This window comes from Hydrogenophaga aquatica, assembly GCF_054780915.1.
Window position 1 is genome coordinate 1 of the sequence record NZ_BAAGVK010000008.1, and the last position, 23,472, is coordinate 23,472.

Genomic DNA, 23,472 nt, shown 5'->3' on the forward strand with positions numbered 1-23,472 from the left:
GGGAATCCTCGGGCTTGAATTCGCCCTCGGTGGGGCGGCCCAGGTGAGACGTGACCATGACGGCAGCACCTGCGTCCAGCGCCAGGCGGATGGCGGGCAGCGAGGCGCGGATGCGCGTGTCTTCGGTGATGCGGGCCGGGTCATTCCAGCCGCCGCCGGGCCGCCCCAAGGCGGATGAGCCCCCCTCGGGGGGGCAGCGCAGCGTGGGGGGCTGCATAGGCACGTTCAGGTCGGCTCGGATGAAGACGCGTTTGCCCCGGGCAAAGCCACTGGCGCAAACGTCGGAAAAACGTAGGAACTTCATCTTGTGCCCCTCAAGCCCGGTGACGGCCCACCACGCGCGCCATTTCCAGGCACTTGTTGGAATAGCCCCACTCGTTGTCGTACCAGCTCACCACCTTCACGAAGGTGCCGTCCAGCGCAATGCCCGCGTCCGCATCGAACACGCTGGTGCAGCTCTCGCCCCGGAAGTCGGTGGACACCACCTTGTCCTCGGTGTAGCCCAGCACGCCTTTCATGGCCCCCACGCTCTGCGCCTTCATCTCGGCACAGATCTCGGCGTAGGTGGCAGCCTTGTCCAGCTCCACCGTCAGGTCCACCACCGACACGTCGCTGGTGGGCACGCGGAAGGCCATGCCGGTCAGGCGGCCCTTCAGCTCGGGCAGCACCACGCCCACGGCCTTGGCCGCGCCCGTGCTGCTGGGGATGATGTTTTCCAGAATGCCGCGCCCGCCGCGCCAGTCCTTGTTGCTGGGGCCGTCCACCGTCTTTTGCGTGGCGGTGGCCGCGTGCACGGTGGTCATCAGCCCGCGCTTGATGCCCCACTTGTCGTTGAGCACCTTGGCCACCGGGGCCAAGCAGTTGGTGGTGCAGCTGGCGTTGCTGACGATGGCCTGCCCAGCGTACTTGTCGTGGTTGACGCCATAGACGAACATGGGCGTGTCGTCCTTGCTGGGGGCGGAGAGCACCACCTTCTTGGCGCCTGCGGCCAGGTGCTTCTCGGCGGTGGTCTTGTCCAGGAACAGGCCGGTGGATTCGATGACCACGTCGGCACCCACCTCGTTCCACTTGAGGTTGGCGGGATCGCGTTCCTGGGTCAGGCGGATCTTTCTGCCATTGACGACGAGGGTGGAGCCTTCGACGGCGACGCTGCCCTTGAAGCGGCCGTGCACGCTGTCGTAGGTGAGCATGTAGGCCAAATAGTCGGGCTCGAGCAGGTCGTTGATGCCCACGATCTCGATGTCGTCGGCGAAGTTCTGCACCGCCGCGCGAAACACCATGCGGCCGATGCGGCCGAATCCGTTGATGCCTACTTTGATGGTCATGTGTTTGTCTCCAGTTTCAAAGAATCGTTGGTCACGGCCTGCGGCAACAGGGCGCGAAAGTCGGGAATGACGCGGTCGGGAGCGCAGGCTTCGATGGGCTCGCCCATGTTGTAGCCATAGGGCAAGGCCCACACGGCCACACCAGCGTTGCGCGCGGTCGCCACATCGATGGACGAATCACCCACGAACAGCGCCCGGTGCGCGGCCACGCCGTAGCGCAGCAGGCAATCGGAAATGGCCAGGGGATTGGGCTTTTTCACGGTGAGCGTGTCGCCGCTGATGACGCGATCGAACAGCGGGGCCAGCGCGTGTGCGTCCAGCACGGTCTGGGTGTAGCGGCCTTCCTTGTTGGTCACCACGGCCAGCTTCACGCCACGTTCACGCAGGACGTGCAGGGTTTCGCGCACATGGGGATAGAGGTGGCTGCGCGTGCCGCAGCGGCGCTGGTAGTGCTTGCCGAAGGCGGCCTCCACCAGGCGAAAACTCTCGGCGTGGCGCACCACCTCGGGGTGGGTGTCGCTGCGGAAGGCCAGCGCCTGGATCAGCAGTTCGCGCGTGCCGTGGCCTATCCAGCGGTCCACGCGCTCCTGCTCCACGGGGGCCATGCCGAACTGGGTGAGCGTGTCGTTCACGGCGTCGGCAATCTCGGGGGCCGTTTCAATCAGCGTGCCGTCCAGGTCGAAAAGAACGAGGTCGTAGGGGTACTGGGCTGGGGTCATGCGCCGCTTTCGTTCAGACGGTGGTGATGAGCAAACGTTGCACGGCTTCAGCCACCTTCCGGGCCGTGATGCCGAAATGTTCGTACAAAACCGGCGCCGGTGCTGATTCGCCAAAGGTGGCGATACCCACCACGGCACCGCTGCGGCCCACGTACTTGCGCCAGAAATCGGGGTGCGCTGCCTCCACCGCCACGGTGGGCAGGTGCGGCGGCAACACCGTGTCCTGGTAGGCCTGGGGCTGGCGGTCGAACACGTTAGTGCAGGGCATGGACACCACGCGCACCCGCACGCCCTGCCCCGCCAGCAGGCGCTGCGCCTCCAGCGCCAGCGAGGTTTCGGAGCCGGTGCCGATGATCACCGCCTGCGGCGCTTCCACGTCTGACAACACGTAGCCGCCCCGGCGGATGGTGCCCGCGGTGATGGCCGCCGACACGCGCGGCAGGTTCTGGCGCGACAGGCACAACGCGCTGGGCCCGTCGTTGCGCTCGATGGCGCTGGCCCAGGCCACGGCGGTTTCCAGCCCGTCGGCGGGGCGCCACACGTCCAGCTGGGGGATGATGCGCAGGCTGGGCACATGCTCCACGCTCTGGTGGGTGGGGCCGTCTTCGCCCAGGCCGATGGAGTCGTGCGTGAACACGTGGATGACGCGCTGCTTCATCAGCGCGGCCATGCGGATGGCGTTGCGCGAGTAGTCGCTGAAGGTGAGGAAGGTTCCGCCGTAGGGGATGTAGCCGCCGTGCAGGGCCACGCCGTTCATGATGGCGGCCATGCCGAATTCACGCACGCCATAACTCAGGTGGTTGCCCCAGCGGTCGCGCCCAGCCAGGGTGCAGCCCTTGAAGTTGGTGAGGTTGGAACCGGTCAGGTCGGCGCTGCCGCCAAAGAATTCGGGCACCAGCGTGGCCAGCGCGTCCAGCGCGTTCTGGCTGGCCTTGCGCGTGGCCACGGGCTGGCCGCTGGCAGAAATCGTCATCAGGATTTCGGGCAGACGCTGGCGGAAGGCTGGCAACAGTTCGCCACGCATGCGGCGCTCGAACTCGGCCGCCTCTGCCGGGTAGGCCGCGCGGTAGCTGTCAAAGCGCTGGCGCCAGGCGGCTTCCAGGCCTTCGCCACGGTCGCGTGCGTCCCAGGCTGCGGCCACGTCGGCGGGCACCTCGAAAGGGGCGGCTGTCCAGCCCAGTGCCTCGCGGGTGGCCTGCACCTCGGCCGTGCCGAGCGCCGCACCATGCACATCGTGCGTGCCAGCCTTGTTGGGCGAACCCTGGCCAATCACCGTCTTGCAGCAGATCAGCGTGGGCTTGCCATCGGGGCGCACAGCCTGCTCGCGGGCGGCGCGCAAGGCGGCGTCCACCGCGGCGGTGTCGTGCCCGTCCACGCTGCGGATCACGTTCCAGCCGTAGGCCTCGAAGCGCTTGGGCGTGTCGTCTGCGAACCAGCCCTGAACGTGCCCGTCGATGGAGATGCCGTTGTCGTCGTAAAAGGCCACCAGCTTGCTCAGGCGCAGCGTGCCCGCGAGCGAACACACCTCGTGGCTAATGCCTTCCATCATGCAGCCGTCACCCAGGAACACGTAGGTGAAATGGTCCACGATGCTGTGGCCGGGCCGGTTGAATTCGGCGGCCAGCTGTTTTTCGGCCAGGGCCATGCCCACCGCGTTGGCCACGCCCTGCCCCAGCGGACCGGTAGTGGTTTCCACGCCGGGGGTCACGCCCACTTCGGGGTGGCCTGCCGTCTTGCTGTGCAGCTGGCGAAAGCGCCGCAACTCGTCCATGGGCAGGTTGTAGCCCGTCAGGTGCAGCAGCGCGTACAGCAGCATGGAGCCGTGGCCGTTGCTCAGCACGAAGCGGTCGCGGTCGGGCCAGTGCGGATTGGTGGGGTTGTGGCGCAGGTGGCGGTGCCAAAGCACCTCGGCAATCTCGGCCATGCCCATGGGGGCGCCGGGGTGGCCGCTCTTGGCCTGTTCCACGGCGTCCACGGCCAGCATGCGTATGGCGTTGGCCATGCGGCGCGCCAGTTCGGGCGCGGGTGCCTGGGCGGCGGGGGTGTCGTTCATGTTCATTGTTGTGCGTCTTTCCCTGAGCGTTCAGGCCAGGCCCATGGCGCGCTTCTTGCGGTCCATCATGCGCCAGATGAAGGGGGTGAAGATGAGCTGCATGGCCAGTTCCATCTTGCCGCCTGGCACCACGATGGTGTTGGCACGGCTCATCCACGAGCCGTTGATCATGCTGAGCAGGTACTGGAAGTCGATGCCTTTGGGCTTGGCGAAACGGATGACCACCATGCTCTCGTCGGCGCTGGGGATGTCGCGCGCGATGAAGGGGTTGCTGGTGTCCACCACCGGCACGCGCTGGAAGTTCACGTGCGTCAACCCGAACTGGGGCACGATGTAGTTCACGTAATCGGGCATGCGCCGCAGGATGGTGTCCACCACCGCTTCCTGGCTGTAGCCGCGCTGGGTCTTGTCGCGGATGAGCTTCTGTATCCACTCCAGGTTGATGGAGGGCACCACGCCGATGAGCAGGTCGGGGTACTGTGCGATGTTGACCGTGTCGGTCTTGACCGCGCCGTGCAGGCCTTCGTAGAAGAGCATGTCCGTGCCGGCGGGAATGTCCTCCCACGGGGTGAAGGTGCCGGGCTCCTGGCCGTAGGGCGCGGCCTCTTCGGCGTTGTGCAGGTACTTGCGGCACTTGCCGGTGCCGTCGGTGGCGTACTGGCGGAACAGGGCTTCAATGTCCTCGAACAGGTTGCCTTCCGCACCGAAGTGGCTGAAGTGGCGGTTGCCGTGGGTCTCTTCGTCGGCCATGCGTGCTTTCATGGCCTTGCGGTCGAAGCGGTGGAAGCTGTCGCCTTCGATGACGGCGGCCTTCACCTCTTCGCGGCGGAAGATGTTCTGGAACGTGCGCGTCACCGTGGAGGTGCCCGCGCCGGACGAGCCGGTGATGGCGATGATGGGGTGGCGTTCGGACATGGCTGTCTCCGGAGTTTTGAAAGGGGTTCAGCCCGCGCAGTCGCGGAACAGGCTGCGCTCGGCAAAGAGCGGGTTGTCGTCCTTCACGGCCACGGGTTCGGCGTGGTAGCGCTCGATGCGCTCCACCTCGTTGCGGGAACCGAACACCAGCCCGATGCGCTGGTGCAGCCCCGTGGGTTGCACACCCAGCATGGGTTCGCGGCCAGTGCTGGCACGTCCGCCAGCCTGCTCCATCACCATGGCAATGGGGTTGGCTTCGTACAGCAGGCGCAGGCGGCCGGGCTTGCTCAGGTCCTTGGTGTCGCGCGGGTACAGGAACACCCCGCCGCGCATGAGGATGCGGTGCGCCTCGGCCACCATCGACGCGATCCAGCGCATGTTGAAGTCCTTGCCGCGCGGGCCCGAACGGCCTGCCAGGCACTCGTCCACATAGCGCTTCACGGGCGCTTCCCAGAAGCGGCTGTTCGACGCGTTGATAGCGAACTCCTGCGTGTCGGGCGGAATCTGTATGTTGTGGTGCGTGAGCTTGAACTCGCCCAGGTTGGGGTCGAGCGTGAAGCCGTGCACGCCCGTGCCCACCGTCAGCACCAGCATGGTGGTGGGGCCGTAGAGCGCGTAACCAGCGGCCATCTGCTTGACTCCAGGCTGCAAGAAGTCCTCGGCCACCACGTCGCGCCCGCTGTCTATCACCGCCTGTGGCGCACGCAGGATGGAGAAGATGCTGCCCACCGACACGTTCACGTCGATGTTGCTGGAGCCGTCCAGCGGGTCGAACACCAGCAGGTACTTGCCACGCGGAAAGCGTGCGGGAATGTTGTAGGGCTCGTCCATCTCCTCGCTGGCCATGCCGGCCAGGTGGCCGCCCCATTCGTTGGCGCGCATGAACATCTCGTTGCTGATCACGTCGAGCTTCTTCTGCGTTTCGCCCTGCACGTTGACGCTGTCGCCACCGCCGTGGTTGCCCAGCACGTCACCCAGGGCGCCAAAGGCCACCGAGCGCGCAATGGCCTTGCAGGCCAGCGCCACATCGAGGATGAGTGCGTTGAAGTCGCCGCTGGCCTCAGGGTAGCGGCGGCGTTCCTCAATGAGGAACTGCGTAAGGGTGGAGCGTTGCGACAGAGGCATGGGGAAAGTCCTTGGAGATACTGAAAATCGTTTCGCAGGGCTTCAGCCCCGCTCTGCCAGCCACTGGCGCAGGTCGGCCAGGCCCACGCCGTGCAGGCTGGGCAGCACGCGCAGCGCGCCATCAAAGTTGTGGTGGGCCGTGAAACCGTTGGGCGTGATGACGGTGGCCAGCCCCGCGTCCGTGGCGGCCCGCAGGCCGTTGGCCGAATCCTCGAACGCCAGGCAGGCGCTGGCGGGCAGGCCCAGGCGCTGCAGCGTCTGCAGGTACACCTGCGGGTGCGGCTTCTTGCGCGGCGCGGTGGAGGCGTCTTCCACCACGGTGAAGTAACACATCCAGTCCGGCCCGATGGCCGTGCGCAGCAACGCCGCAATATTTACTGGCGACGTGGTGGTGGCGATGGCCAGGCGCAGCCCGGCATCGTCGGCGGCGCCCATCAGCTCCAGCACGCCGGGGCGCAGCTGCACCGCGCCGTCGCGCACGGCCTCTTCGTAGGCCGCCGTCTTGATGGCGTGCAGGCGGTCCACTTCGGCCTGCAACGCGCTGCCGTTGCCTATGTCCTTCAGGCCCGGCTGCACCTGCTGCCAGTGGTGCAGGATGCGCTCCTTGCCGCCAGACACCTCCAGCAACTCGGTGTAATGCGGCACGTCCCACGCCCAGCCCATGCCGTGCACCGCGAACGCGTGGTTGAACGCCGCCAGGTGCGCCTGTTCGGTATCGGCCAGCGTGCCGTCCACGTCAAAAATCAGTGCTGCCAACATGGTGTCGTCTCCAGGGGCGGCCGGGGGCCGTCACGTTGGTCAACTATAAGAAAATACTAAAATAAGGTAAATTCACAATACATTTTGTTTTGATTAAGTAAAAACTTAATCAAGAACACCGCCTTCCGCCAGTTGAGTGCGTTAAGGGGGCGGTGCCCCGCGACACGCGCGCGGAACGTGTTGCACACGCTGGCCAAACTGCTGTCAACAGCGGCCGAGGCGTTTCGCTACTTCATGCAGGAGCGGGCAGAAAACCACCTGGCCGAGAAGTACCGCAGATGGCTGAAGTTGCCGCAGGGGCAAGGGGCCGCAGCCCTCAACGCGTCAGCGTGAGCAGAATGTCGGCATACCACGCGCAGTTCAGGCCCAGCGACTCGTCCAGCACCCGGTCGCGGTTGCCCATGTCCATGCGCGCCGAATGCACGCCCAGCAGCCACCAGGGCATGCGGTCCGGCGCCCCGGTGCCTGGGGGTTTTCTCATTACCACCGGCGCACCGCTGGTGCCCCGGTGGGTTCGCGCGTCGGTCAGAAAAAACCCGCGCCCCTGAAAACGCACCCCGAACGGCGACGCCATGGCCGCATGCCGAAGCACCGGCAACTGGTGCACCGTGTCGCCAAAACCCAGTGGAAAACCCGCAATGCACAGCGTGGCATCCACGGGCACCGCGTCGCAGTACTGTGGCAAATGCGCTGGCGTGAACGCGTACAGAACGGCGCCAGCAGGCAAGGCGCTGCGGTCCAGCGCAATCACCGCCACGTCGATGTCGCCCCCACCGTCACGCCCCTGCCGCCACACGGCAGTGCCCTTGTGGAACAACGGTATGGAAAACCCCGTGCACCGCGTCAGGTCCTGCTCGTCCAGGTGCAGCGCAATCTCAATCCGGTCTGGGTGGTGCTGGGTGGTTTCGTCGATCAGCACGTGGCGGCTGGTCACCAGGTACAACCTGCCCTCGCGTTCAAAGTAAAAGCCGCTGGCGTTGGTCAGGCCACGGGTGCCATCAAAAGTGGCCACGCACACGGTGGCCAGAAACAGCGGGTCCACCAAGGGCTTGGGAGACGGGGCACGTGTGGGCAGGTTCATCCCCCTAGTGTCGGCGCTAAAGCGTGTGAAGTGGCGCGCAGCAGGCCGCACCTCACTATAAAACCAGGAAAAATAAAAACGCTTGCAATTATTTCTTCAAAGAATATAATACCCGCAGAGCTACCAGCCCCGCCACTCATGCGCCGGGTTCCTGGCTCAGTCAAAAAAGTTGTTCTGCCGAGCCTCAGACAACTTCATTCCCACCCCGGCTCTGCGTAGGCGCTCCCCACGGACGAGCCTGCGACCCTTGATGAATCCAACCCCTGAATCGACGCTGTCCAAAAGACCGTCTGCGCTGCTACCCACTACCGTGTTCACTACGCCAGCCATGCCCTTCGCCTCCAAGGAAGCGGCCAGGCTGGTGACCCTGACGCAAGACTGGCTGGAAACCTTTCAGCCACGCCCTGCCATGTGTTGACTCCACCGCGGGACAACACATTCTCTCTGGCGGGCATCCGTCCGCCTTCGATCCGTGCCACCCATCAAACCTGTGGCACAAGCTCTCTGAAAGGCTCTGTCATGAGCAACAAAATCTACGTCGGCAACCTGCCTTACTCCATCGACGACCACGCGCTGCGTCACAACTTTTCGGAGTTTGGCAGCGTGTCCTCCGCCAAGGTCATGATGGACCGCGACTCCGGACGCTCCAAAGGCTTCGGGTTCGTTGAAATGGCCACGGCCGACGAAGCCCAGGCTGCCATCAAAGGCTTGAACGGCATGTCCGTTGACGGCCGTTCGATCGTGGTCAACATCTCGCGCCCCAAGGAAGCCAGTTCTGGCTCCGGCTACGGCAATGGCGGCGGCGGTTACCGCGAACAGCGCCGCAGCTACTGATACGTAGCACCGCGCTGTCAATCAAAGGCCCTTCGGGGCCTTTGTTGTTTTTGGCGGGCCCCCTTCACCGCCCCGGCAACCCAGGCAACCCCTCAAACCCAAACAGATACGGCTCCAGCCGCAAATCCAGCAGCAGCCCGCCTTGTTCTGGCGTGCGGCTGAGCCTTTCGTAATCTTCGGCACTCAGCGGCTGCACCAGCGCGGCGTCGCGCGACCGGCTGAACACCCCGTTGCGCCACTGGTACACCTCGTCCAGTTTTTCATCGAAGGTGTAGGAATGGTTGTGGTCGTCGTAATAGTCGTCAAACCGCCCCCGGCCCAGGTAGATGGCGTTGGAGCCTTCGTAGCCGGTTTTTTCGTAAGTCACGGGGTCGGTGTTGAGCAGGTAAGCCCAGTCGCCGGGCACAAAGTGGCGGGGTGGCACGCCGCGCACCAGCCGCAGCAACTTGCCAGGCTGCTGGCGCGTGGCGGGGTCGAATTCCTTTTCAAAGTCCCACGTGGCGGGGGGCTCCACACCCACCAGCGGGTCGCCGTCGTGCAGCAAGCGCTGGCGCACCAGCGCGGCCTTGGCCGGGTCTTTGAGCACGCGGGCGTAGTAGTCCAGCACGCCGTGCGCGTAGGTGAGTTTGCTGGCGGTGTAGCAGCCTATGGCGTACTTCGCCTGCTGGGTGAAGGCGTCCAGCAGCGCGTCGTCCAGCGGCACGGTGGGGGTGCCGTCGCGCCACTTCTTGGGGTTCCAACAGGCGTCGCCGCCGTCGGGCCACACCCAGTGCAACTCTTCGGCCCAGGCCACAATGTTCTGGCGCAGGGCCACATGCTCGCGCAACGCCTGCACGTTGCAGGCCGCACCGCTCAGGCGCAACGCCCTGCCAGGGTGTGCCAGCGCCAGCAAAATTTCCCGCTTGGACACGGTGCGCACCACCCGCTGCTTGCCCTTGGCGTCGGGCAGCTTCAGGCGTTCCAGGGCAATGCGGTAGGTCTTGTCCTGCGCCAGGTTCAGGGTGTTGGTGCCAGCGCGGTCCAGCGTGAAGCTCAGCGTGCCGTCCGGCCTTTCGGTCTGCACGATCCAATCACGGTCCACGCCCAGCTCGCGCAGGTAGGCCGCCATGGCCCGGGGCAAGGCGGCGCGGGCTGCGGGTTCGCAGTCGTAAACAATGCCTTGGGGCGGCTCGCTGGCGCGGGCTTGTGGGGCGAGCCCCAAGCCCAAAAGGCCCGCCAACAACAAAGCAGTCAGCGTCTTCGAGCCTTTGATGGTTGGCTGGGTAGGCATGGTGGCCGTGTCGGGTTACCGTGATCTATGGCGTAAGCCACTATAGACCAGCAGCCACCGTTTGCCTCGCGACCAGGTGCCTACCGCGTCAACCCCGCATACAACACTGGCAGCCGCTCCGGCAGCCGCTCCACCTTGTCCACCACCAGGTAGTTGCGCGCACCAAAAATGCGGCTCACGTACTGGTCGGCGCGCGGGTCCAGGCTCATGCAGTAGGTCTGCACACCCTGGCGCTGGGCTTCTTCCACGGCCTTGCGGGTGTCGGCGCGCAGGTATTGCGGGTCGCGCACGTCCACGTCGGCGGGTTCGCCGTCGGTCACCACCAGCAGCAGCTTCTTGGCAGACTTTTGCTGTCGCAGCGCGACGGTGGCGTGGCGCACGGCGGCCCCCATGCGGGTGGAAAGCTGCCCCGTCATGCCCGCCAGCCGGGCCTTGGCCAGCGCGTCGTAGGGCTGGGCAAAGTCTTTGAAGCGCCAGTAGCTCACGTCGTGCCGCCCGTCTGAACAAAAGCCGTGGATGGCAAACGGGTCGCCCACCTTGTCCAGCGCGTCGGCCAGCAGGGCGCAGGCCTGGCGCGTCAGCTCCAGCACGGTGTGCTGGTGGTTGGCCACCACATCATTTGTGGAATGCGACAGGTCCAGCAGCACCAGCACCGATATGTCGCGCGTTTTGCGCACGCTGCGCATCATCACGCGCGGGTCGGGCTGGCGGCCCATGCGCTGGTCCACCACGGCTTGCAGGGCGGCGTTCAGATCCAGGTCGTCGCCGTCTTCCAGCTTGCGCAGGCGCTGCACGCCTTGGGGCTGCATGGCGTCCAGCAGGTATTTCATGCGGCTGGTCAGGCGCTTGTGCTCGGCCAGTATGGCGTCTATGGCGGCGGGGTCGCCCAGAGGCGGGTGGCGTTCCTGCACGGTGGCCCAGGCGGGGCGCTCCAGCTGGATCATGTGGTCCCACTCGGCGTAGTGCACGGGCGGGGCCACGGGGGGTTTGCCCTCGGCGTCGTTGTACGAAACGCCCAGGTCCTCGTACGGGAAAAGTTCGGTGCCCAGCACCCACACTTCCTCGGCATCGTCACCAGCGGTTTCCACGTCCAGCTCGTTGACGAACTCCATCAAATTCACGTGCTTGCGCACCTGCCGGGGCGGCTCGTAGCCTGCGGCAATGGCACGCTCGGCGTCGAAGCCGTCAAAGGCCCAGAAGTAGCGGTTGTCGTCGCGGTAGGGGGCGGTGGGCACGTCGGCCCGGGCCTGGTAGGCGGGGCCTTGGGTGAGTTCGCGGTAGCTGTGGGCCAGGGTCACGCCCAGCTCCCAAGACACGGCGTTGTCGTGCGGATGGGCCAGCACGCGCGGCAGCGCCTGGGCCCACAGCGCCCTGCCCTGCGCCACCCAGGGGTGGGCGTCGGTGCAGGCGGGGTCCAGCAGGGCGCGGGCCAGGCGGTCCAGCCAGTGGCCGGCGGTGGTGGCCTGGGTGGCATCCACGGTGTGCAGGCTGGCCCACAGGTCGCGCAGGCCTGGGAAGCGCGCGCAGGCCAGCGCTTCCACGCGGGCGTCTTCCACCAGAGCCACCAGGGCCATCTGCCAGGCGTTCAGCCCTTCGGCGGGCATGGGCTGGCGGGTGTACACCATGTGCGCGGCGGCGTGGGCGGCGGCGGCGCGGTACAGCTCAGTGGGGGCCACGCTGCCCTGGCGGCCGGGTGCGGCGTCGTAGGCGTCGGGCAGGTGGATGAAGTGGTCTTCTATGAAGGGGCGGTAGCCTTCGCGGGTTTCAAAGTCGCCCGCCGTGGGGCGCATGTAGAAGTCGCGCCCCCACAGGGCACGCAGGTACATGTTGATGCGCCGCTGCACGTCCACCAGCAGGGTGCCCTTGCGCTCTTTCTGCAGCATGGCCAGAGACTCTTTCGACTCCAGCCCAAAGTAGCGTATCTGTTCGTCGTACTGGGTGCGGTGGGCGTGCGCGCCCCAGGTGGCCCAGCGGCGCAGCCCGCCCAGGGTCAGTTGCCCCAGCAGCACGTCCAGGTGGCTCAACATGGGGCGCAGCCCGCGCGGGGCCTGCGCCAGCAGCGTGTTCAAGAACTGCAGGTACTGCACGAACAGCGCCGCGTCGGCCAGGCGGCGCGCGGCGGTGGGTGCGGTGCTCAACACCAGTTCAATCACCACACCCGAGGTTTTGGAGGCCAGCGTCAGCGCGCTGGTGACCAGCTCGCTCAGCACGTCTTCGCCCACCTCGCGGGCCACCTGGGGCACGGCGTCTACCCAGGCGTCCACCAGGCCCGCGCCCCGGCCCAGGCCGTGCAGCGCGCTGGCGCCCTTGACGTAGTTGTCCAGCCCCCGGGCAGACAGCACCTTGGCCGCGTCGCTCCACTGGCGTTCCAGCAGGGCACGGCTCTCGGGCGGCAGCAGGGCCGTCCAGGCCTCGTGGTCGTGCAGATGGATGGACATGCCCGCCCCCGCGCCCTGGCCCGGCTCAGAAGAAGGTGGACACCGCCGCGTCCAGCGCGTCGCGCATGTCCGGGTCGTCGGTGATGGGGCGCACCAGCGCCACCCGGCAGGCAGCGGGCGCGGCCACGCCCTGCGCAATCAGGCTGCCAGCGTGGATGAGCATGCGGGTAGAGATACCCTCGTCCAGCCCATGGCCCTTGAGGTTGCGCGCCCGCTCGGCAATGGCCACCAGCTTGTCGGCCACGTCGGCGCCCACGCCGGTTTCGTGGGCCACGATCTCGGTCTCCAGCGCGCGCTCGGGGTAGTTGAAGTCCAGCGCGCCAAAGCGCTGCTTGGTGGACTGCTTCAAATCCTTCATCAGGCTCTGGTAGCCAGGGTTGTACGAGATGACGATCTGGAAGTCCGGGTGTGCCTTCACCAGCTCGCCCTTCTTCTCCAGAGGCAGCACGCGTCGGCTGTCGGTCAGCGGGTGGATGACCACCGTGGTGTCCTGCCGGGCCTCCACCACTTCGTCCAGGTAGCAGATGGCGCCGTGCCGCGCAGCCAGAGCCAGCGGGCCGTCCTGCCAGCGGGTGCCCTGCGCGTCCAGCAGAAAGCGGCCCACCAGGTCGGATGCGGTCATGTCCTCGTTGCAGGCCACGGTGATGAGCGGCTTTTGCAGCCGCCACGCCATGTGCTCCACAAAGCGCGTCTTGCCGCAGCCGGTGGGGCCCTTGAGCATCATGGGCATGCGCACCGAGTAGGCGGCCTCGAACAGCGCCACCTCGTCGGCCACGGCGCGGTAGTACGGTTCCTGCGTCACGCGGTAGGCTTCCAGCTCCTTGCTCATGGCCCCACTCCCCTCAAACGGTCTTGCCGCGGTAGATCACCATGGAAGCCCCCTGCGACTGCGCGAAGTTGTCGTAGCCGATCAGGCGCACATGGTTGTCTGGGTTGGCCTTGTGGCAGGCCTCGGCCTCGGCCAGGATGCGGTCGATGTCCGTCTCGCCAAACATCGGCAGCTTCCACATGTACCAGTAGGAGTCCATCAGGTACTGCGGCTCGGTGTGCTCGATGGCGGGGTTCCAGCCACGGCTCACGATGTAGGCCACCTGCTTGCGGATCTCGTCCGTGGTCATGGCGGGCAGGTAGGAAAAGGTCTCGAACTTGCGGCTGGCCGGGTCCGACAGGCGGGAATGGTAGTCTTGCATTTCAGGTTCCTGTTGAGGTTGCGAAGGGGCTCAGCGGTGGGCGATGTCGAGCTTGTCCACTGTGTCAAACTCGAACTTGATCTCTTTCCATGTCTCCATGGCGATGGCCAGTTCGGGGGAATGCTCAGCGGCCTCCAGCAGCACGGCCTTGCCTTCCTTCTCCACCGCCACGCCTTCGTTGCGTGCCTTCACGCAGGCTTCCAGCGCCACGCGGTTGGCAGCTGCGCCTGCCGCGTTGCCCCAGGGGTGGCCCAGCGTGCCGCCGCCAAACTGCAGCACCGAATCGTCCCCAAAGATGTTGACCAGCGCGGGCATGTGCCACACGTGGATGCCGCCGGACGCCACCGGCATCACACCCGGCATGGAGCCAAAGTCCTGGTCAAAGAAGATGCCGCGCGAGCGGTCTTCCTTGATGAAGCTGTCGCGCATGATGTCGATCCAGCCCAGGGTGGAGGCGCGGTCGCCTTCGAGCTTGCCCACCACGGTGCCCGAGTGCAGGTGGTCGCCGCCCGACAGGCGCAATACCTTGGTGAGCACGCGGAAGTGGATGCCGTGGTGCGGGTTGCGGTCGAGCACGGCGTGCATGGCGCGGTGGATGTGCAGCAGCATGCCGTTGTCGCGGCACCAGTTGGCCAGGCCGGTGTTGGCGCACAGGCCGCCGGTCAGGTAGTCGTGCATGATGATGCGCGAACCGATGGACTTGGCGTACTCGGCGCGCTTGTACATCTCTTCGGGCGTGGGGGCGGTCACGTTCAGGTAGTGGCCCTTGCGCTCGCCGGTCTCGCGCTCGGCCTTGTCGATGGCCTCCTGCACGAAGTCGAAGCGCTGTTTCCAGCGCATGAAGGGCTGGCTGTTGACGTTCTCGTCGTCCTTGGTGAAGTCCAACCCGCCGCGCAGGCATTCATAAACGGCGCGCCCGTAGTTCTTGCCCGACAGGCCCAGCTTGGGCTTGATGGTGCAGCCCAGCATGGGGCGGCCGTATTTGTTCATGATGTCGCGTTCGACCTGGATGCCGTGGGGCGGGCCGCCGCAGGTCTTGACGTAGGCGATGGGGAAGCGCACGTCTTCCAGGCGCAGGGCCCGCAGCGCCTTGAAACCGAACACGTTGCCCACCAGCGAGGTGAGCACGTTGACCATGGAACCTTCTTCGAACAGGTCGATGGGGTAGGCCACGAAGGCGTAGAAACAGGTGTCGTCGCCAGGCACGTCCTCGATCTTGTAGGCGCGGCCTTTGTAGTAGTCCAGGTCGGTCAGCAGGTCGGTCCACACGGTGGTCCAGGTGCCGGTGGACGACTCAGCGGCCACGGCAGCGGCCACCTCCTCGCGGTCCACGCCAGGCTGCGGCGTGATCTTGAACACGGCCAGCAGGTCGGTGTCCTTCACGGTGTAGTGGGGTTCCCAGTAGGTGCTTCGGTATTCCTTCACACCTGCGCTGTAGGTTTTGGTGGCCATGTTTGCTCCTCGGTCCGGCGGGTTCATGAAAAGGGGTTGGTGCCTGAACTGAGGTGAATTGTTGGCCCGCCAATAAATAAATAAAAGTAAAATGTTTTGAACGTTATCTTTTACTTTAGTAAACCATGAATCTGCGCCACGCCACCCTGCACCAGTTGCGCATCTTTCTGGCGGTGGCACGCCAGGGCAGCTTTGCCCGCGCGGCGGAGGAACTGCACCTCTCCCCCCCCACGCTCAGCCTGCAGGTCAAGCAGCTGTCGGAAACGGTGGGGCAACCGCTGTTCGAGCAGCTGGGCAAAAAGATCTACCTGACCGCCGCCGGGCAGACGCTGGCCGAGGCCTGCCAGGACATCGAGGCGCGCATGGAACGCCTGTCGCAAGACCTGGCGGCCCTGAGCGGGGTGGAAAAAGGCAGCCTGAAGCTGGCCATCCTGACCACGGTGAAGTACACCGTGCCCAAGCTGCTGGGGGGCTTTTGCGCGGCGCACCCGGGCATAGACGTGGCCATGCTGGTGGGCAACCGCGAGATGCTGCTGCAACGCCTCTCCAGCAACCAGGACGACCTCTACATCATGGGACAGCCGCCCGAGCAGATGGACGTGGTGTGCGAAGACTTTGCCGACAACCCCCTGGTGCTGGTGGCGCCGCCCAACCACCCGCTGGTGGGCAAGAAGCGCATCGCGCCGCAACGCCTCATCAACGAGCCCTTCATCATGCGCGAGCCGGGCTCGGGCACGCGGCTCACGGCGGAGCGCTTCTTCAACAGCCACGGCGTGCAGTTGCGCAACCGGCTGGAGGTGGGCAGCAGCGAAGCCATCAAACAGACGGTGGCTGGCGGCCTGGGGCTGGCCGTGCTGTCGGCCACCACGGTGGTGTCGGAACTGGCGCTGGGCGAGCTGGTGCAGCTCGACGTGCAGGGCTTCCCGTTGATCCGCCGCTGGCACGTGGTGTACCCGCGCGGCAAGCGCCTGTCACCCGCCGCGCTGGCGTTCAAGGCGTGGCTGTTTGAGCATCGTCCTCAGGTGGGGCGATAGCGGCTTCGATCCGCACCTCGTCGATGCGGCGGCCTTCGAGCTTCAACACCTCGAACTCCCAGCCCGCGATCTCTACCCGGTCGCCCTGGGCCAGCAGTTCGCCCGCCACGGCCTGCATCAGGCCCGCCACGGTGTTGTAGCGGCCCTTGTCCTCGTCGGGCAGCTCCTTGATGTCCAGCCGCGCCTTCAGCTCGTGCGCGGGCATCGCACCGTCCACCAGCCAAGAACCATCGTCCTGCAACGTGGCCCACGCCTCCAAGGGCGTCTCGGGCGACAGCTCGCCGGTGATGGCTTCCAGCATGTCCAGCGGGGTCAGCAAACCCTGCACCTCACCATACTCGTCCACGACGAACACCATGCGCGTGGCCGTTGCGCGGAACTGCTCCAACAACTCCATGCCAGTCAGCGTTTCGGGAACGAACACCGCAGCAGCGGCTTCGCGGTGCCAATCGGCCTCCCGCCGCTTGCCCTGCAGGTCGAGCAGGCGCTTGAGCGAGATCACGCCGACCACGTCCTCCAGCCCGCCCCGGCACACCGGGTACCACGAATGCCCGCCCTGCTGCGCCTTGGCCAGGGCGTCGGCCAGCGGATCGCCCGCGTCCAGCCAGGCGATGTCAGAGCGTGGCAGCATGATGCTGGTGAGCGGACGGTCGTCCAGCAGGAACACATTGCGCACCATGCGATGTTCATGCTGCTCGATGATGCCCGCGTCCACGCCCTGCTCCAGGTGCGCCTGGATCTCGGCCTCGGTCACATCCTTGGGCACCTCGGACGGAATGCGCAACAGCCGCAAGGTCAGGTTGGTGGACAGGGCCAGCAGATCGACAAACGGCTTGGCAACGCGGGCCAGCACCAGCAAAGGCCGCGACATCCAGCGGGCAATGCTTTCGGGCGCGCTCTGCCCGATGCGCTTGGCCACCAGCTCACCGAACACGATGGTGATGTAGGTCACGCCCACCACCACCACGGCCGTGCCCAGGGCGTTGGCCAGGCCCTCGCCCATGCCCAGGCGCTGGAACGAATGGCTGAGACCCGAACCGAACGCCCCCTCGCCAACAATGCCGTTGAGCAGGGCAATCGTGGTGTTGCCCATCTGGATGGTGGAGAAGAACTGCGTCGGGTTGTCCTGCAGGCGAAGCACGGCCTGCGCACCCCGGTCACCCGCATCGGCCAAGGCCTGGATGCGCAGCCGCCGGCTGGACACGACGGCGATTTCCGTCATGGAGAAGACCCCGCTCAGGAAGGTCAGGAATGCGATCAGCAGGATATCCATAATCGTGGCATGGCACTTTACCTTATCGGCGATGTACAGGGCTGCGACGAGCCCCTGCAGCGTTTGTTGCAAACGATAGACTTTTCACCGAGCCGGGACACCCTCTACCTCCTGGGTGACCTGGTGAACCGGGGGCCGGACTCGCTGGCCGTGCTGCGCCGCCTGATGGCGCTGGGCACATCGGCGCACTGCCTGCTGGGCAACCACGACCTGCACCTGCTAGCCGTGGCGCAGGGCGCGCGCAAGGCACACCGCACCGACACCATCGACGACATCCTCCATGCGCCCGACCGCGAGGAACTGCTGCGCTGGGTGCGCCAGCGCCCGCTGGCGCTGCAGGTGCGCGGCTGGCTGCTGGTGCACGCTGGCGTGCTGCCTCAGTGGACGGCCGAGCAGACCGTGGCGCTGGGCCAGGAGGTGACGCGCATGCTCAACGGCCCCGACGGCGCCGAGTGGCTGCTGCGCATGTACGGCAACCTCCCCGACCAGTGGGACGACAGCCTGCAGGGTGCCGACCGCTGGCGCGTGGTGGTGAACGCGCTGACGCGGCTGCGCTTTTGCAATATGGATGGGGTGATGGAATTTGCCACCAAGGACAGTGCGGCAGCTGCACCACCGGGCTTCATGCCCTGGTTCGACGTGCCAGGGCGACGCACAGCGGGCACGCCCGTGGCCTTCGGTCACTGGTCCACCTTGGGTTTGGTGCACCGGCCCGACCTGCTGGCGCTGGACACGGGCTGCGTATGGGGCGGCTGCCTGAGCGCCGCACGCCTGCCGGAGCACAGCAGTGCGCCCGCGTCGCTCGCTTTCATTCAGGTGGAGTGCCCGCAGGCACAAAAACCAGGCGTTTGAGAAGGCGGCGAGCCATCTGCCCCCACGCTTCGCTGTCCCCCGAGGGGGCCTTCGTCGCCTTGGGGCGGCACGGCGGCGACTCACTCCACCGCTTCGGCAGGTGGCGCGGCCTTGAACAGCGCGGGCACCTTCTTCTTGGTCTTGATGTAGGGCGACAGGCCGCGCACGGCCGCGGGTTTGGCGTTGGCCTCCCAGGCAGGCTTTGCGTCGGCGGCCAGGGTGGGCTCGTAAGGTTTGTCGAAGAACGGATCGGCCGGGGCTCGCGCCGGGCGGCTGGCGCGGGCCGCACGTGCAGCCTCTTCACGGCCGCGCTGGTCGTGCCACAGGCGCTGGCCGTCGTTGCCGCGGCCAGGCTCGCCACCAAAACGGCGGCGGTCGCTTTCCAGCTCGATGGGCTCGACCTCGGCCTTCTTGCCGATGAGCTTTTCAATGTCGGCCAGCAGCTTGGCGTCGCGCCCGCCAACGAAGGAAATGGCCAGGCCAGAAGCACCCGCGCGGCCCGTGCGGCCAATGCGGTGCACGTAGTCCTCGGCATTGAAGGGAATGTCGACGTTGAACACCGCAGGCACGTCCTTGATGTCGAGCCCGCGCGCGGCCACGTCGGTGCAGATCAGCAGCTCGACTTCGCCCTTCTTGAAGGCTTCAAGCGCCTTCAGGCGTTCGTCCTGGCTCTTGTCGCCGTGCAGCGCGGCGGTGTTCAGGCCGTCTCGCTCCAGGGCACGCGCCAGGCGGGCGCAGCCCAGCTTGCTGTTGACGAAAACGAAGGCCTGCGTCACGCCCTTTTCGCGCACCAGCTGCTTGAGTGCCTGGCGCTTGTCGTCGTCGTCCACGCGGTAGAAGCGCTGCTCCACCGTGGAGGCAGTGGCGTTGGAACGCGCCACCTCAATGGTGACGGGGTCCTGCAGGTAGCTGTTGGCCAGACGCTTGATCTCGGGCGAGAAGGTGGCCGAGAACAGCAGCGTGGTGCGCTGCTTGGGCAGATAGGACAGGATGCGCTGCAGGTCCGGCAGGAAGCCGATGTCCAGCATGCGGTCGGCCTCGTCCAGCACCACGTATTCCACCTGGTTGAGCACGCAATTCTTGGCCTCGATGTGGTCCAGCAGGCGGCCCGGCGTGGCCACCAGCACTTCCACGCCCTTCTTCAGCTCGGCGGTCTGGGGCTTCATGTCCATGCCGCCAAAGACCACCGTGCTGCGCAGCTCGGTGTGCTTGGCGTACAGCTCTATCTGCTGAGCCACCTGGTCGGCCAGTTCGCGCGTGGGCAGCAGCACCAGGGCACGCACGGGATGGCGCGCGGGCGATGTGGACGAGTTGGCGTGTTTGAGCAGGCGCTGCAGCAGCGGCAGCGAGAAAGCTGCCGTCTTGCCAGTGCCGGTCTGGGCTGCGCCCATCACGTCGCGGCCTTGCAGAACCACGGGAATGGCCTGCGCCTGGATGGGCGTCATGGACGTATAGCCCATCTCGGCCACGGCGCGCGCCAGCGGCTCCGCCAGGGAAAGTTCAGAGAATGCTTGTGTCATGTAGCCGTGTATTGTCGCACCTTGGCCGGAAAATGGTGTGACAACCACCCTGCCGCCGGGTTCCCCAAACAGAGCGGGGCCGCTAGGGCCCCGCTTTTCATCAGGCGTAGGAAGGTGCCTGCACGCTCGTCGGGCGGCCGTGGAAGTCGGTCCAGCAGCGGCGCGTGAAGTCGTAGAGCTTGCACTTGCGTGCCGTCTGGAAGTACCAGCGCCAGCTGAAGCGCTGGATGATGATGCGCCCGGGCAGCATGTCCTCCAGCTTCTTCTGTGCCTGTTTGAGTTTGTACAGCGGCACGCTCATGTCCACGTGGTGGGCGGTGTGCTCCATGATGTGGTGCAGCAGGCCGCCGATGCGCCAGGGGAACTGCAGATGCACGGTGGTGGAAACAAACGGTGCGGCCTTGGCCCAGGCTTGCTTGTCGTCGTGCCACTGCACCGAAGTGTGGGTGTGGTGCACGTACACCACGAAACCGATCATGGCGTTCCAGAACATGAAGGGCACGACGAAGCCCATCACCACCTGCAGCCACACCGACTGGCCGGTAGCCACCGCGGCCCAGGCCATGCCCGCGATCCACAGAATGCCCATGGCCGCCACAAAGACACCGTCCCAGAAGAAGATGGGGCGGCGCGTTCCCATGTAGGACTTGCGCGGGAAGAACATGCGCAGCCACCACATTTCAATGAGGTAGTACAGGGCCGGGCCCCAGCCGCTGCGGTAGATGCGCTCCATCAGGCGGCGAGCAGGGGACAGGGCATCGAACTCTTCCTTGGTGAGCGGCGCCCACACAAAGTCCACCCCTTTGAGGTTGGTGTAGCCGTGGTGCACCACGTTGTGGCCCACATCCCACAGGCTGTAGGGTGTGAGCGATGGCACCATGGCGATGCGGCCCAGGACACGGTTGAGGCCGCGGTGCGGCGTATAGCTCTGGTGGCAGGCGTCGTGGCCGATGATGAACAGCCGGCCGATCATGAAACCGGCAGCCAGGCCGCACAGCAGCTTGGCCCACCAGGCCGAGAAGAGCACCGTGCCAGCGATGAGCGAGGCAAAGATGGCCCAGTCGAGCACCAGCAACACCACAGCAATGGCCACTTGGCGCTCCACCAGCGGCGTGAGCCAGCCACGAATGACCTTGCGGTGCGGCATGGGTGCGCCGGGAGCGATGGGTTGCTGGGCAGAAGCGGCTTCGGCCTGAGGGCGGGAATCTGCAGAAATGGACATGAGTGGACACAGGGGCGCGGGTGGCCCGTTCACAAAAGATGGCCGATGCTAGCGTTGGGGCGAGTCCCACGCCTTGACACAGGTCAAATGAAAGGGTTGAAGGGGCGTTGCTGATTGTTTGAGCAGACGCTATAATGCTTGGCTTTGCTGGCAACATCCACAAACCCCAAGGAATACCGATTATGGCAACCAAGCCCAAGAAAAAGAACCCGCGCCTGGCCTCTGGCCGCAAGCGCGCTCGTCAAGACGTCAAGCTGAACGCAGCCAACTCTTCGCTGCGTTCCAAGTACCGCACCGCTGTCAAGAACGTTGAAAAAGCCGTTCTGACCGGCGACAAGGCCAAAGCCACCGAGCTGTTCGCCAAGATGCAGGCCGTGGTGGACACCATCGCCGACAAGGGCATCTTCCACAAGAACAAGGCTGCTCGCGACAAGAGCCGCCTGTCCGCCAAGGTCAAGGCCCTGGCCGTCGCCGCCTAAGCAGCGACAAACCCAAGCCCGGGCCCGGGCACAGCCCCAGGCCCGCCGTTTGTACCGGGTGCGCTGCCAGCAAATCAGACGCACAAAACAAAAAAGCCATCGAGAAATCGATGGCTTTTTTGTTTGTTTGGGGGAAGATTCAGCCGCGCGGCGGGTCGGGCAGCAGACAGGCCTCAACGATCTGCAGGTCGTTGTCCTTGGCGAAGTTCATGACGAAGTCCCAGGCCATGACGTTGAAGTCCCGCAGCGCGGTGTTGACCACCACGCACTTGACGCCGTTGATCACCTGCGGAATGCACCAGGGCGAATACGAAAGGTGAGCACCGGGCACGTTGCCACCGGGGTGGAACTGGCTCATCACCCCCGCGAGACGCTCGGCCCAGTCACTGGGCCGGAAGGTCTTGCCATTGCGGGTGACACCCTGGATGAAGACTTCTTTGGCGGTGGGAGAGACCATCGGGTAGAGGCCCTTTGCATGGGGAAAACGGCAGCCCACCCTGGGGATCACCCAGGCCGCTGGGGCACTCGCGGAATTATATCTTATATAAGACTTGAGACCCGTGGAAACCCTGACCCCGCCACCTGTCGAACCGCAGGCGGACTGCATGCGAAAGAACATGCAAAGTCTGCGCCTAAAATGCGCATTCAACGGCCCTCCTCGCGTTGGGCCGCTTTTTTTCCACGCGACCTTTCGGTGCCACTGTCCTTCAGAAAGCCTGCCATGTCCAGCATTGCCGCTCCGGTTGAACCCCACGTCATGACCACCTACGGCCGTGTGCCGATCGCGCTGTCGCATGGCCGAGGCTGCCGAGTCTGGGACGTGAACGGCAAGCAGTACCTGGACGCGCTGGGCGGCATCGCCGTGAACACCCTGGGCCACGCCCACCCCAAGCTGGTGCCCGCGCTGCAGGATCAGATCGCCAAGATGATCCACTGCAGCAACTACTACTACAACCCGCTGACCGAGCAACTGGCCGCCATGCTGGTGGAGCGTTCGGGCATGAGCAATGTGTTCTTCTGCTCCACCGGCCTGGAAGCGAACGAGGCCGCTCTGAAGCTGGCCCGCAAGTACGGCCACGACAAGGGCATCCAGAACCCGCAGATCGTGGTGTACGAGAAGGCCTTCCACGGCCGCTCCATCGCCACGCTGAGCGCCACCGGCAACCCCAAGGTGCAAGCTGGCTTCGGACCGCTGGTGGAAGGTTTCATTCGCGTGCCGCTCAACGACATCGAGGCCATCCGCAAGGCCACGGCCAACAACCCCAACGTGGTGGCGGTGTTCTTCGAGGCCATCCAGGGTGAAGGCGGCGTCAACCCCATGACGCCCGAGTACATGCAGCAGGTGCGCGCCCTGTGCGACGCCAACGACTGGCTGCTGATGATCGACGAAGTGCAGTGCGGCATGGGCCGCACCGGCAAGTGGTTTGCCCACCAGTGGGCAGGCATCGTGCCCGACGTGATGCCCCTGGCCAAAGGCCTGGGTTCGGGCGTGCCGATTGGCGCCGTGGTGGCCGGCCCCAAGGCCGCCAACATCTTCCAGCCGGGCAACCATGGCACCACGTTTGGCGGTAACCCGCTGTCGGTACGCGCGGGTGTCGAAACCATCCGCATCATGGAAGAAGACCGCCTGCTGGAGAACGCCGCCAAGGTCGGCTTCCAGCTTCAGACAGCCCTGGCCACGCAGCTGATGAACGTGCCCGGTGTCAAGGAAGTGCGCGGCAGAGGCCTGATGATCGGCGTGGAACTGGACCGGCCCTGCGGCGTGCTGGTGAACCGCTGCGCCGACGCCGGTCTGTTGCTCAGCGTCACCGCCGACACCGTGGTGCGCATGGTGCCCCCGCTCATCCTGAGCGGTGCCGAGGCCGACGAGATCGTCGCCAAGCTGGTGCCGCTGATCAAGGCATTCCTGGCAGAAACACAAGCGTAAGCAC

At 65.6% G+C, this 23,472-nt stretch carries 24 protein-coding genes; 7 read left to right on the top strand and 17 right to left on the bottom strand.

Annotated features, from left to right (window positions below):
* The 7 genes from pgk to ACYVHH_RS06020 all read right to left on the bottom strand — a co-directional run.
* On the bottom strand, nucleotides 1-304 hold a 304-nt coding region (gene pgk, locus ACYVHH_RS05990; RefSeq protein WP_460564206.1), incomplete at its 3' end, for a phosphoglycerate kinase.
* Between the two features lie 10 nt (nucleotides 305-314).
* On the bottom strand, nucleotides 315-1,325 hold the full coding sequence (gene gap, locus ACYVHH_RS05995; RefSeq protein ID WP_460564207.1) for a type I glyceraldehyde-3-phosphate dehydrogenase: 1,011 nt from the start codon (nucleotides 1,323-1,325) through the stop codon (nucleotides 315-317).
* On the bottom strand, nucleotides 1,322-2,044 hold the full coding sequence (locus ACYVHH_RS06000; RefSeq protein WP_460564208.1) for an HAD-IA family hydrolase: 723 nt from the start codon (nucleotides 2,042-2,044) through the stop codon (nucleotides 1,322-1,324). The genes gap and ACYVHH_RS06000 overlap by 4 nt, the downstream gene beginning before the upstream one ends.
* 13 nt (nucleotides 2,045-2,057) lie before the next feature.
* On the bottom strand, nucleotides 2,058-4,097 hold the full coding sequence (tkt, locus tag ACYVHH_RS06005; RefSeq protein ID WP_460564209.1) for a transketolase: 2,040 nt from the start codon (nucleotides 4,095-4,097) through the stop codon (nucleotides 2,058-2,060).
* Between the two features lie 30 nt (nucleotides 4,098-4,127).
* Nucleotides 4,128-5,012 (bottom strand): phosphoribulokinase, encoded by an 885-nt coding sequence (locus ACYVHH_RS06010; protein WP_460564210.1) that lies wholly within the window; start codon nucleotides 5,010-5,012, stop codon nucleotides 4,128-4,130.
* A 27-nt stretch (nucleotides 5,013-5,039) separates the two neighbouring features.
* Nucleotides 5,040-6,137: a class 1 fructose-bisphosphatase gene (locus ACYVHH_RS06015; protein WP_460564211.1), complete on the bottom strand. Its 1,098-nt coding sequence runs from the start codon at nucleotides 6,135-6,137 to the stop codon at nucleotides 5,040-5,042.
* Between the two features lie 42 nt (nucleotides 6,138-6,179).
* Nucleotides 6,180-6,896, bottom strand: a complete 717-nt coding sequence (locus tag ACYVHH_RS06020) for an HAD-IA family hydrolase (protein ID WP_460564212.1) — start codon at nucleotides 6,894-6,896, stop codon at nucleotides 6,180-6,182.
* Nucleotides 6,897-7,073: 177 nt separating this feature from the next.
* Between ACYVHH_RS06020 and ACYVHH_RS06025 the strand changes: the two genes are divergently transcribed.
* On the top strand, nucleotides 7,074-7,229 hold the full coding sequence (locus ACYVHH_RS06025; protein ID WP_460564214.1) for a hypothetical protein: 156 nt from the start codon (nucleotides 7,074-7,076) through the stop codon (nucleotides 7,227-7,229).
* Here ACYVHH_RS06025 and ACYVHH_RS06030 read toward each other — a convergent pair.
* The gene (locus ACYVHH_RS06030; RefSeq protein ID WP_460564216.1) at nucleotides 7,213-7,977 is read right to left on the bottom strand and encodes a trypsin-like peptidase domain-containing protein; all 765 of its coding nucleotides are present in this window, start codon (nucleotides 7,975-7,977) and stop codon (nucleotides 7,213-7,215) included. The genes ACYVHH_RS06025 and ACYVHH_RS06030 overlap by 17 nt on opposite strands.
* A 250-nt stretch (nucleotides 7,978-8,227) precedes the next feature.
* On the opposite strand from ACYVHH_RS06030, the gene ACYVHH_RS06035 reads away from it, so the two are divergent.
* Together ACYVHH_RS06035 and ACYVHH_RS06040 are read left to right on the top strand one after the other, a co-directional pair.
* Nucleotides 8,228-8,395, top strand: a complete 168-nt coding sequence (locus ACYVHH_RS06035) for a hypothetical protein (protein WP_460564217.1) — start codon at nucleotides 8,228-8,230, stop codon at nucleotides 8,393-8,395.
* 101 nt (nucleotides 8,396-8,496) lie between these two features.
* On the top strand, nucleotides 8,497-8,811 hold the full coding sequence (locus ACYVHH_RS06040; protein WP_460564218.1) for an RNA recognition motif domain-containing protein: 315 nt from the start codon (nucleotides 8,497-8,499) through the stop codon (nucleotides 8,809-8,811).
* Between the two features lie 64 nt (nucleotides 8,812-8,875).
* On the opposite strand, the gene ACYVHH_RS06045 is transcribed toward ACYVHH_RS06040, so the two are convergent.
* From ACYVHH_RS06045 to ACYVHH_RS06065, 5 genes are all read right to left on the bottom strand, one after another.
* The gene (locus ACYVHH_RS06045) at nucleotides 8,876-10,081 is read right to left on the bottom strand and encodes a hypothetical protein (RefSeq protein ID WP_460564219.1); all 1,206 of its coding nucleotides are present in this window, start codon (nucleotides 10,079-10,081) and stop codon (nucleotides 8,876-8,878) included.
* A gap of 80 nt (nucleotides 10,082-10,161) precedes the next feature.
* On the bottom strand, nucleotides 10,162-12,519 hold the full coding sequence (locus ACYVHH_RS06050; RefSeq protein WP_460564220.1) for a nitric oxide reductase activation protein NorD: 2,358 nt from the start codon (nucleotides 12,517-12,519) through the stop codon (nucleotides 10,162-10,164).
* 25 nt (nucleotides 12,520-12,544) lie between these two features.
* On the bottom strand, nucleotides 12,545-13,348 hold the full coding sequence (locus tag ACYVHH_RS06055; protein WP_460564221.1) for a CbbQ/NirQ/NorQ domain-containing protein: 804 nt from the start codon (nucleotides 13,346-13,348) through the stop codon (nucleotides 12,545-12,547).
* A 13-nt stretch (nucleotides 13,349-13,361) separates the two neighbouring features.
* On the bottom strand, nucleotides 13,362-13,709 hold the full coding sequence (locus ACYVHH_RS06060) for a ribulose bisphosphate carboxylase small subunit (protein ID WP_460564223.1): 348 nt from the start codon (nucleotides 13,707-13,709) through the stop codon (nucleotides 13,362-13,364).
* Nucleotides 13,710-13,739: 30 nt separating this feature from the next.
* Nucleotides 13,740-15,161 carry a form I ribulose bisphosphate carboxylase large subunit gene (locus ACYVHH_RS06065; RefSeq protein ID WP_460564225.1) on the bottom strand — a complete coding sequence of 474 codons (1,422 nt, stop codon included), beginning with the start codon at nucleotides 15,159-15,161 and terminating at the stop codon, nucleotides 13,740-13,742.
* 125 nt (nucleotides 15,162-15,286) lie between these two features.
* Between ACYVHH_RS06065 and ACYVHH_RS06070 the strand changes: the two genes are divergently transcribed.
* The gene (locus tag ACYVHH_RS06070) at nucleotides 15,287-16,195 is read left to right on the top strand and encodes a LysR family transcriptional regulator (protein WP_460564226.1); all 909 of its coding nucleotides are present in this window, start codon (nucleotides 15,287-15,289) and stop codon (nucleotides 16,193-16,195) included.
* Here ACYVHH_RS06070 and ACYVHH_RS06075 read toward each other — a convergent pair.
* Nucleotides 16,152-17,468: a hemolysin family protein gene (locus ACYVHH_RS06075; RefSeq protein ID WP_460564227.1), complete on the bottom strand. Its 1,317-nt coding sequence runs from the start codon at nucleotides 17,466-17,468 to the stop codon at nucleotides 16,152-16,154. The genes ACYVHH_RS06070 and ACYVHH_RS06075 overlap by 44 nt on opposite strands.
* 9 nt (nucleotides 17,469-17,477) lie before the next feature.
* On the opposite strand from ACYVHH_RS06075, the gene ACYVHH_RS06080 reads away from it, so the two are divergent.
* The gene (locus ACYVHH_RS06080; protein ID WP_460564228.1) at nucleotides 17,478-18,320 is read left to right on the top strand and encodes a symmetrical bis(5'-nucleosyl)-tetraphosphatase; all 843 of its coding nucleotides are present in this window, start codon (nucleotides 17,478-17,480) and stop codon (nucleotides 18,318-18,320) included.
* A gap of 80 nt (nucleotides 18,321-18,400) precedes the next feature.
* Here the strand turns inward: ACYVHH_RS06080 and ACYVHH_RS06085 are convergent, their stop codons facing one another.
* Together ACYVHH_RS06085 and ACYVHH_RS06090 are read right to left on the bottom strand one after the other, a co-directional pair.
* The gene (locus ACYVHH_RS06085; RefSeq protein WP_460564229.1) at nucleotides 18,401-19,840 is read right to left on the bottom strand and encodes a DEAD/DEAH box helicase; all 1,440 of its coding nucleotides are present in this window, start codon (nucleotides 19,838-19,840) and stop codon (nucleotides 18,401-18,403) included.
* A gap of 100 nt (nucleotides 19,841-19,940) precedes the next feature.
* Complete coding sequence (locus tag ACYVHH_RS06090; protein WP_460564230.1) at nucleotides 19,941-21,062, bottom strand: fatty acid desaturase; 1,122 nt, start codon at nucleotides 21,060-21,062, stop codon at nucleotides 19,941-19,943.
* Between the two features lie 179 nt (nucleotides 21,063-21,241).
* Between ACYVHH_RS06090 and rpsT the strand changes: the two genes are divergently transcribed.
* Nucleotides 21,242-21,541 (top strand): 30S ribosomal protein S20, encoded by a 300-nt coding sequence (gene rpsT, locus ACYVHH_RS06095; protein WP_460564333.1) that lies wholly within the window; start codon nucleotides 21,242-21,244, stop codon nucleotides 21,539-21,541.
* 139 nt (nucleotides 21,542-21,680) lie between these two features.
* Here rpsT and ACYVHH_RS06100 read toward each other — a convergent pair whose 3' ends face one another.
* Complete coding sequence (locus ACYVHH_RS06100; protein ID WP_460564231.1) at nucleotides 21,681-21,998, bottom strand: DUF3579 domain-containing protein; 318 nt, start codon at nucleotides 21,996-21,998, stop codon at nucleotides 21,681-21,683.
* 264 nt (nucleotides 21,999-22,262) lie between these two features.
* Between ACYVHH_RS06100 and ACYVHH_RS06105 the strand changes: the two genes are divergently transcribed.
* Nucleotides 22,263-23,468: an acetylornithine/succinylornithine family transaminase gene (locus ACYVHH_RS06105; protein WP_460564232.1), complete on the top strand. Its 1,206-nt coding sequence runs from the start codon at nucleotides 22,263-22,265 to the stop codon at nucleotides 23,466-23,468.
* The last annotated feature ends 4 nt before the right edge of the window (nucleotides 23,469-23,472 follow it).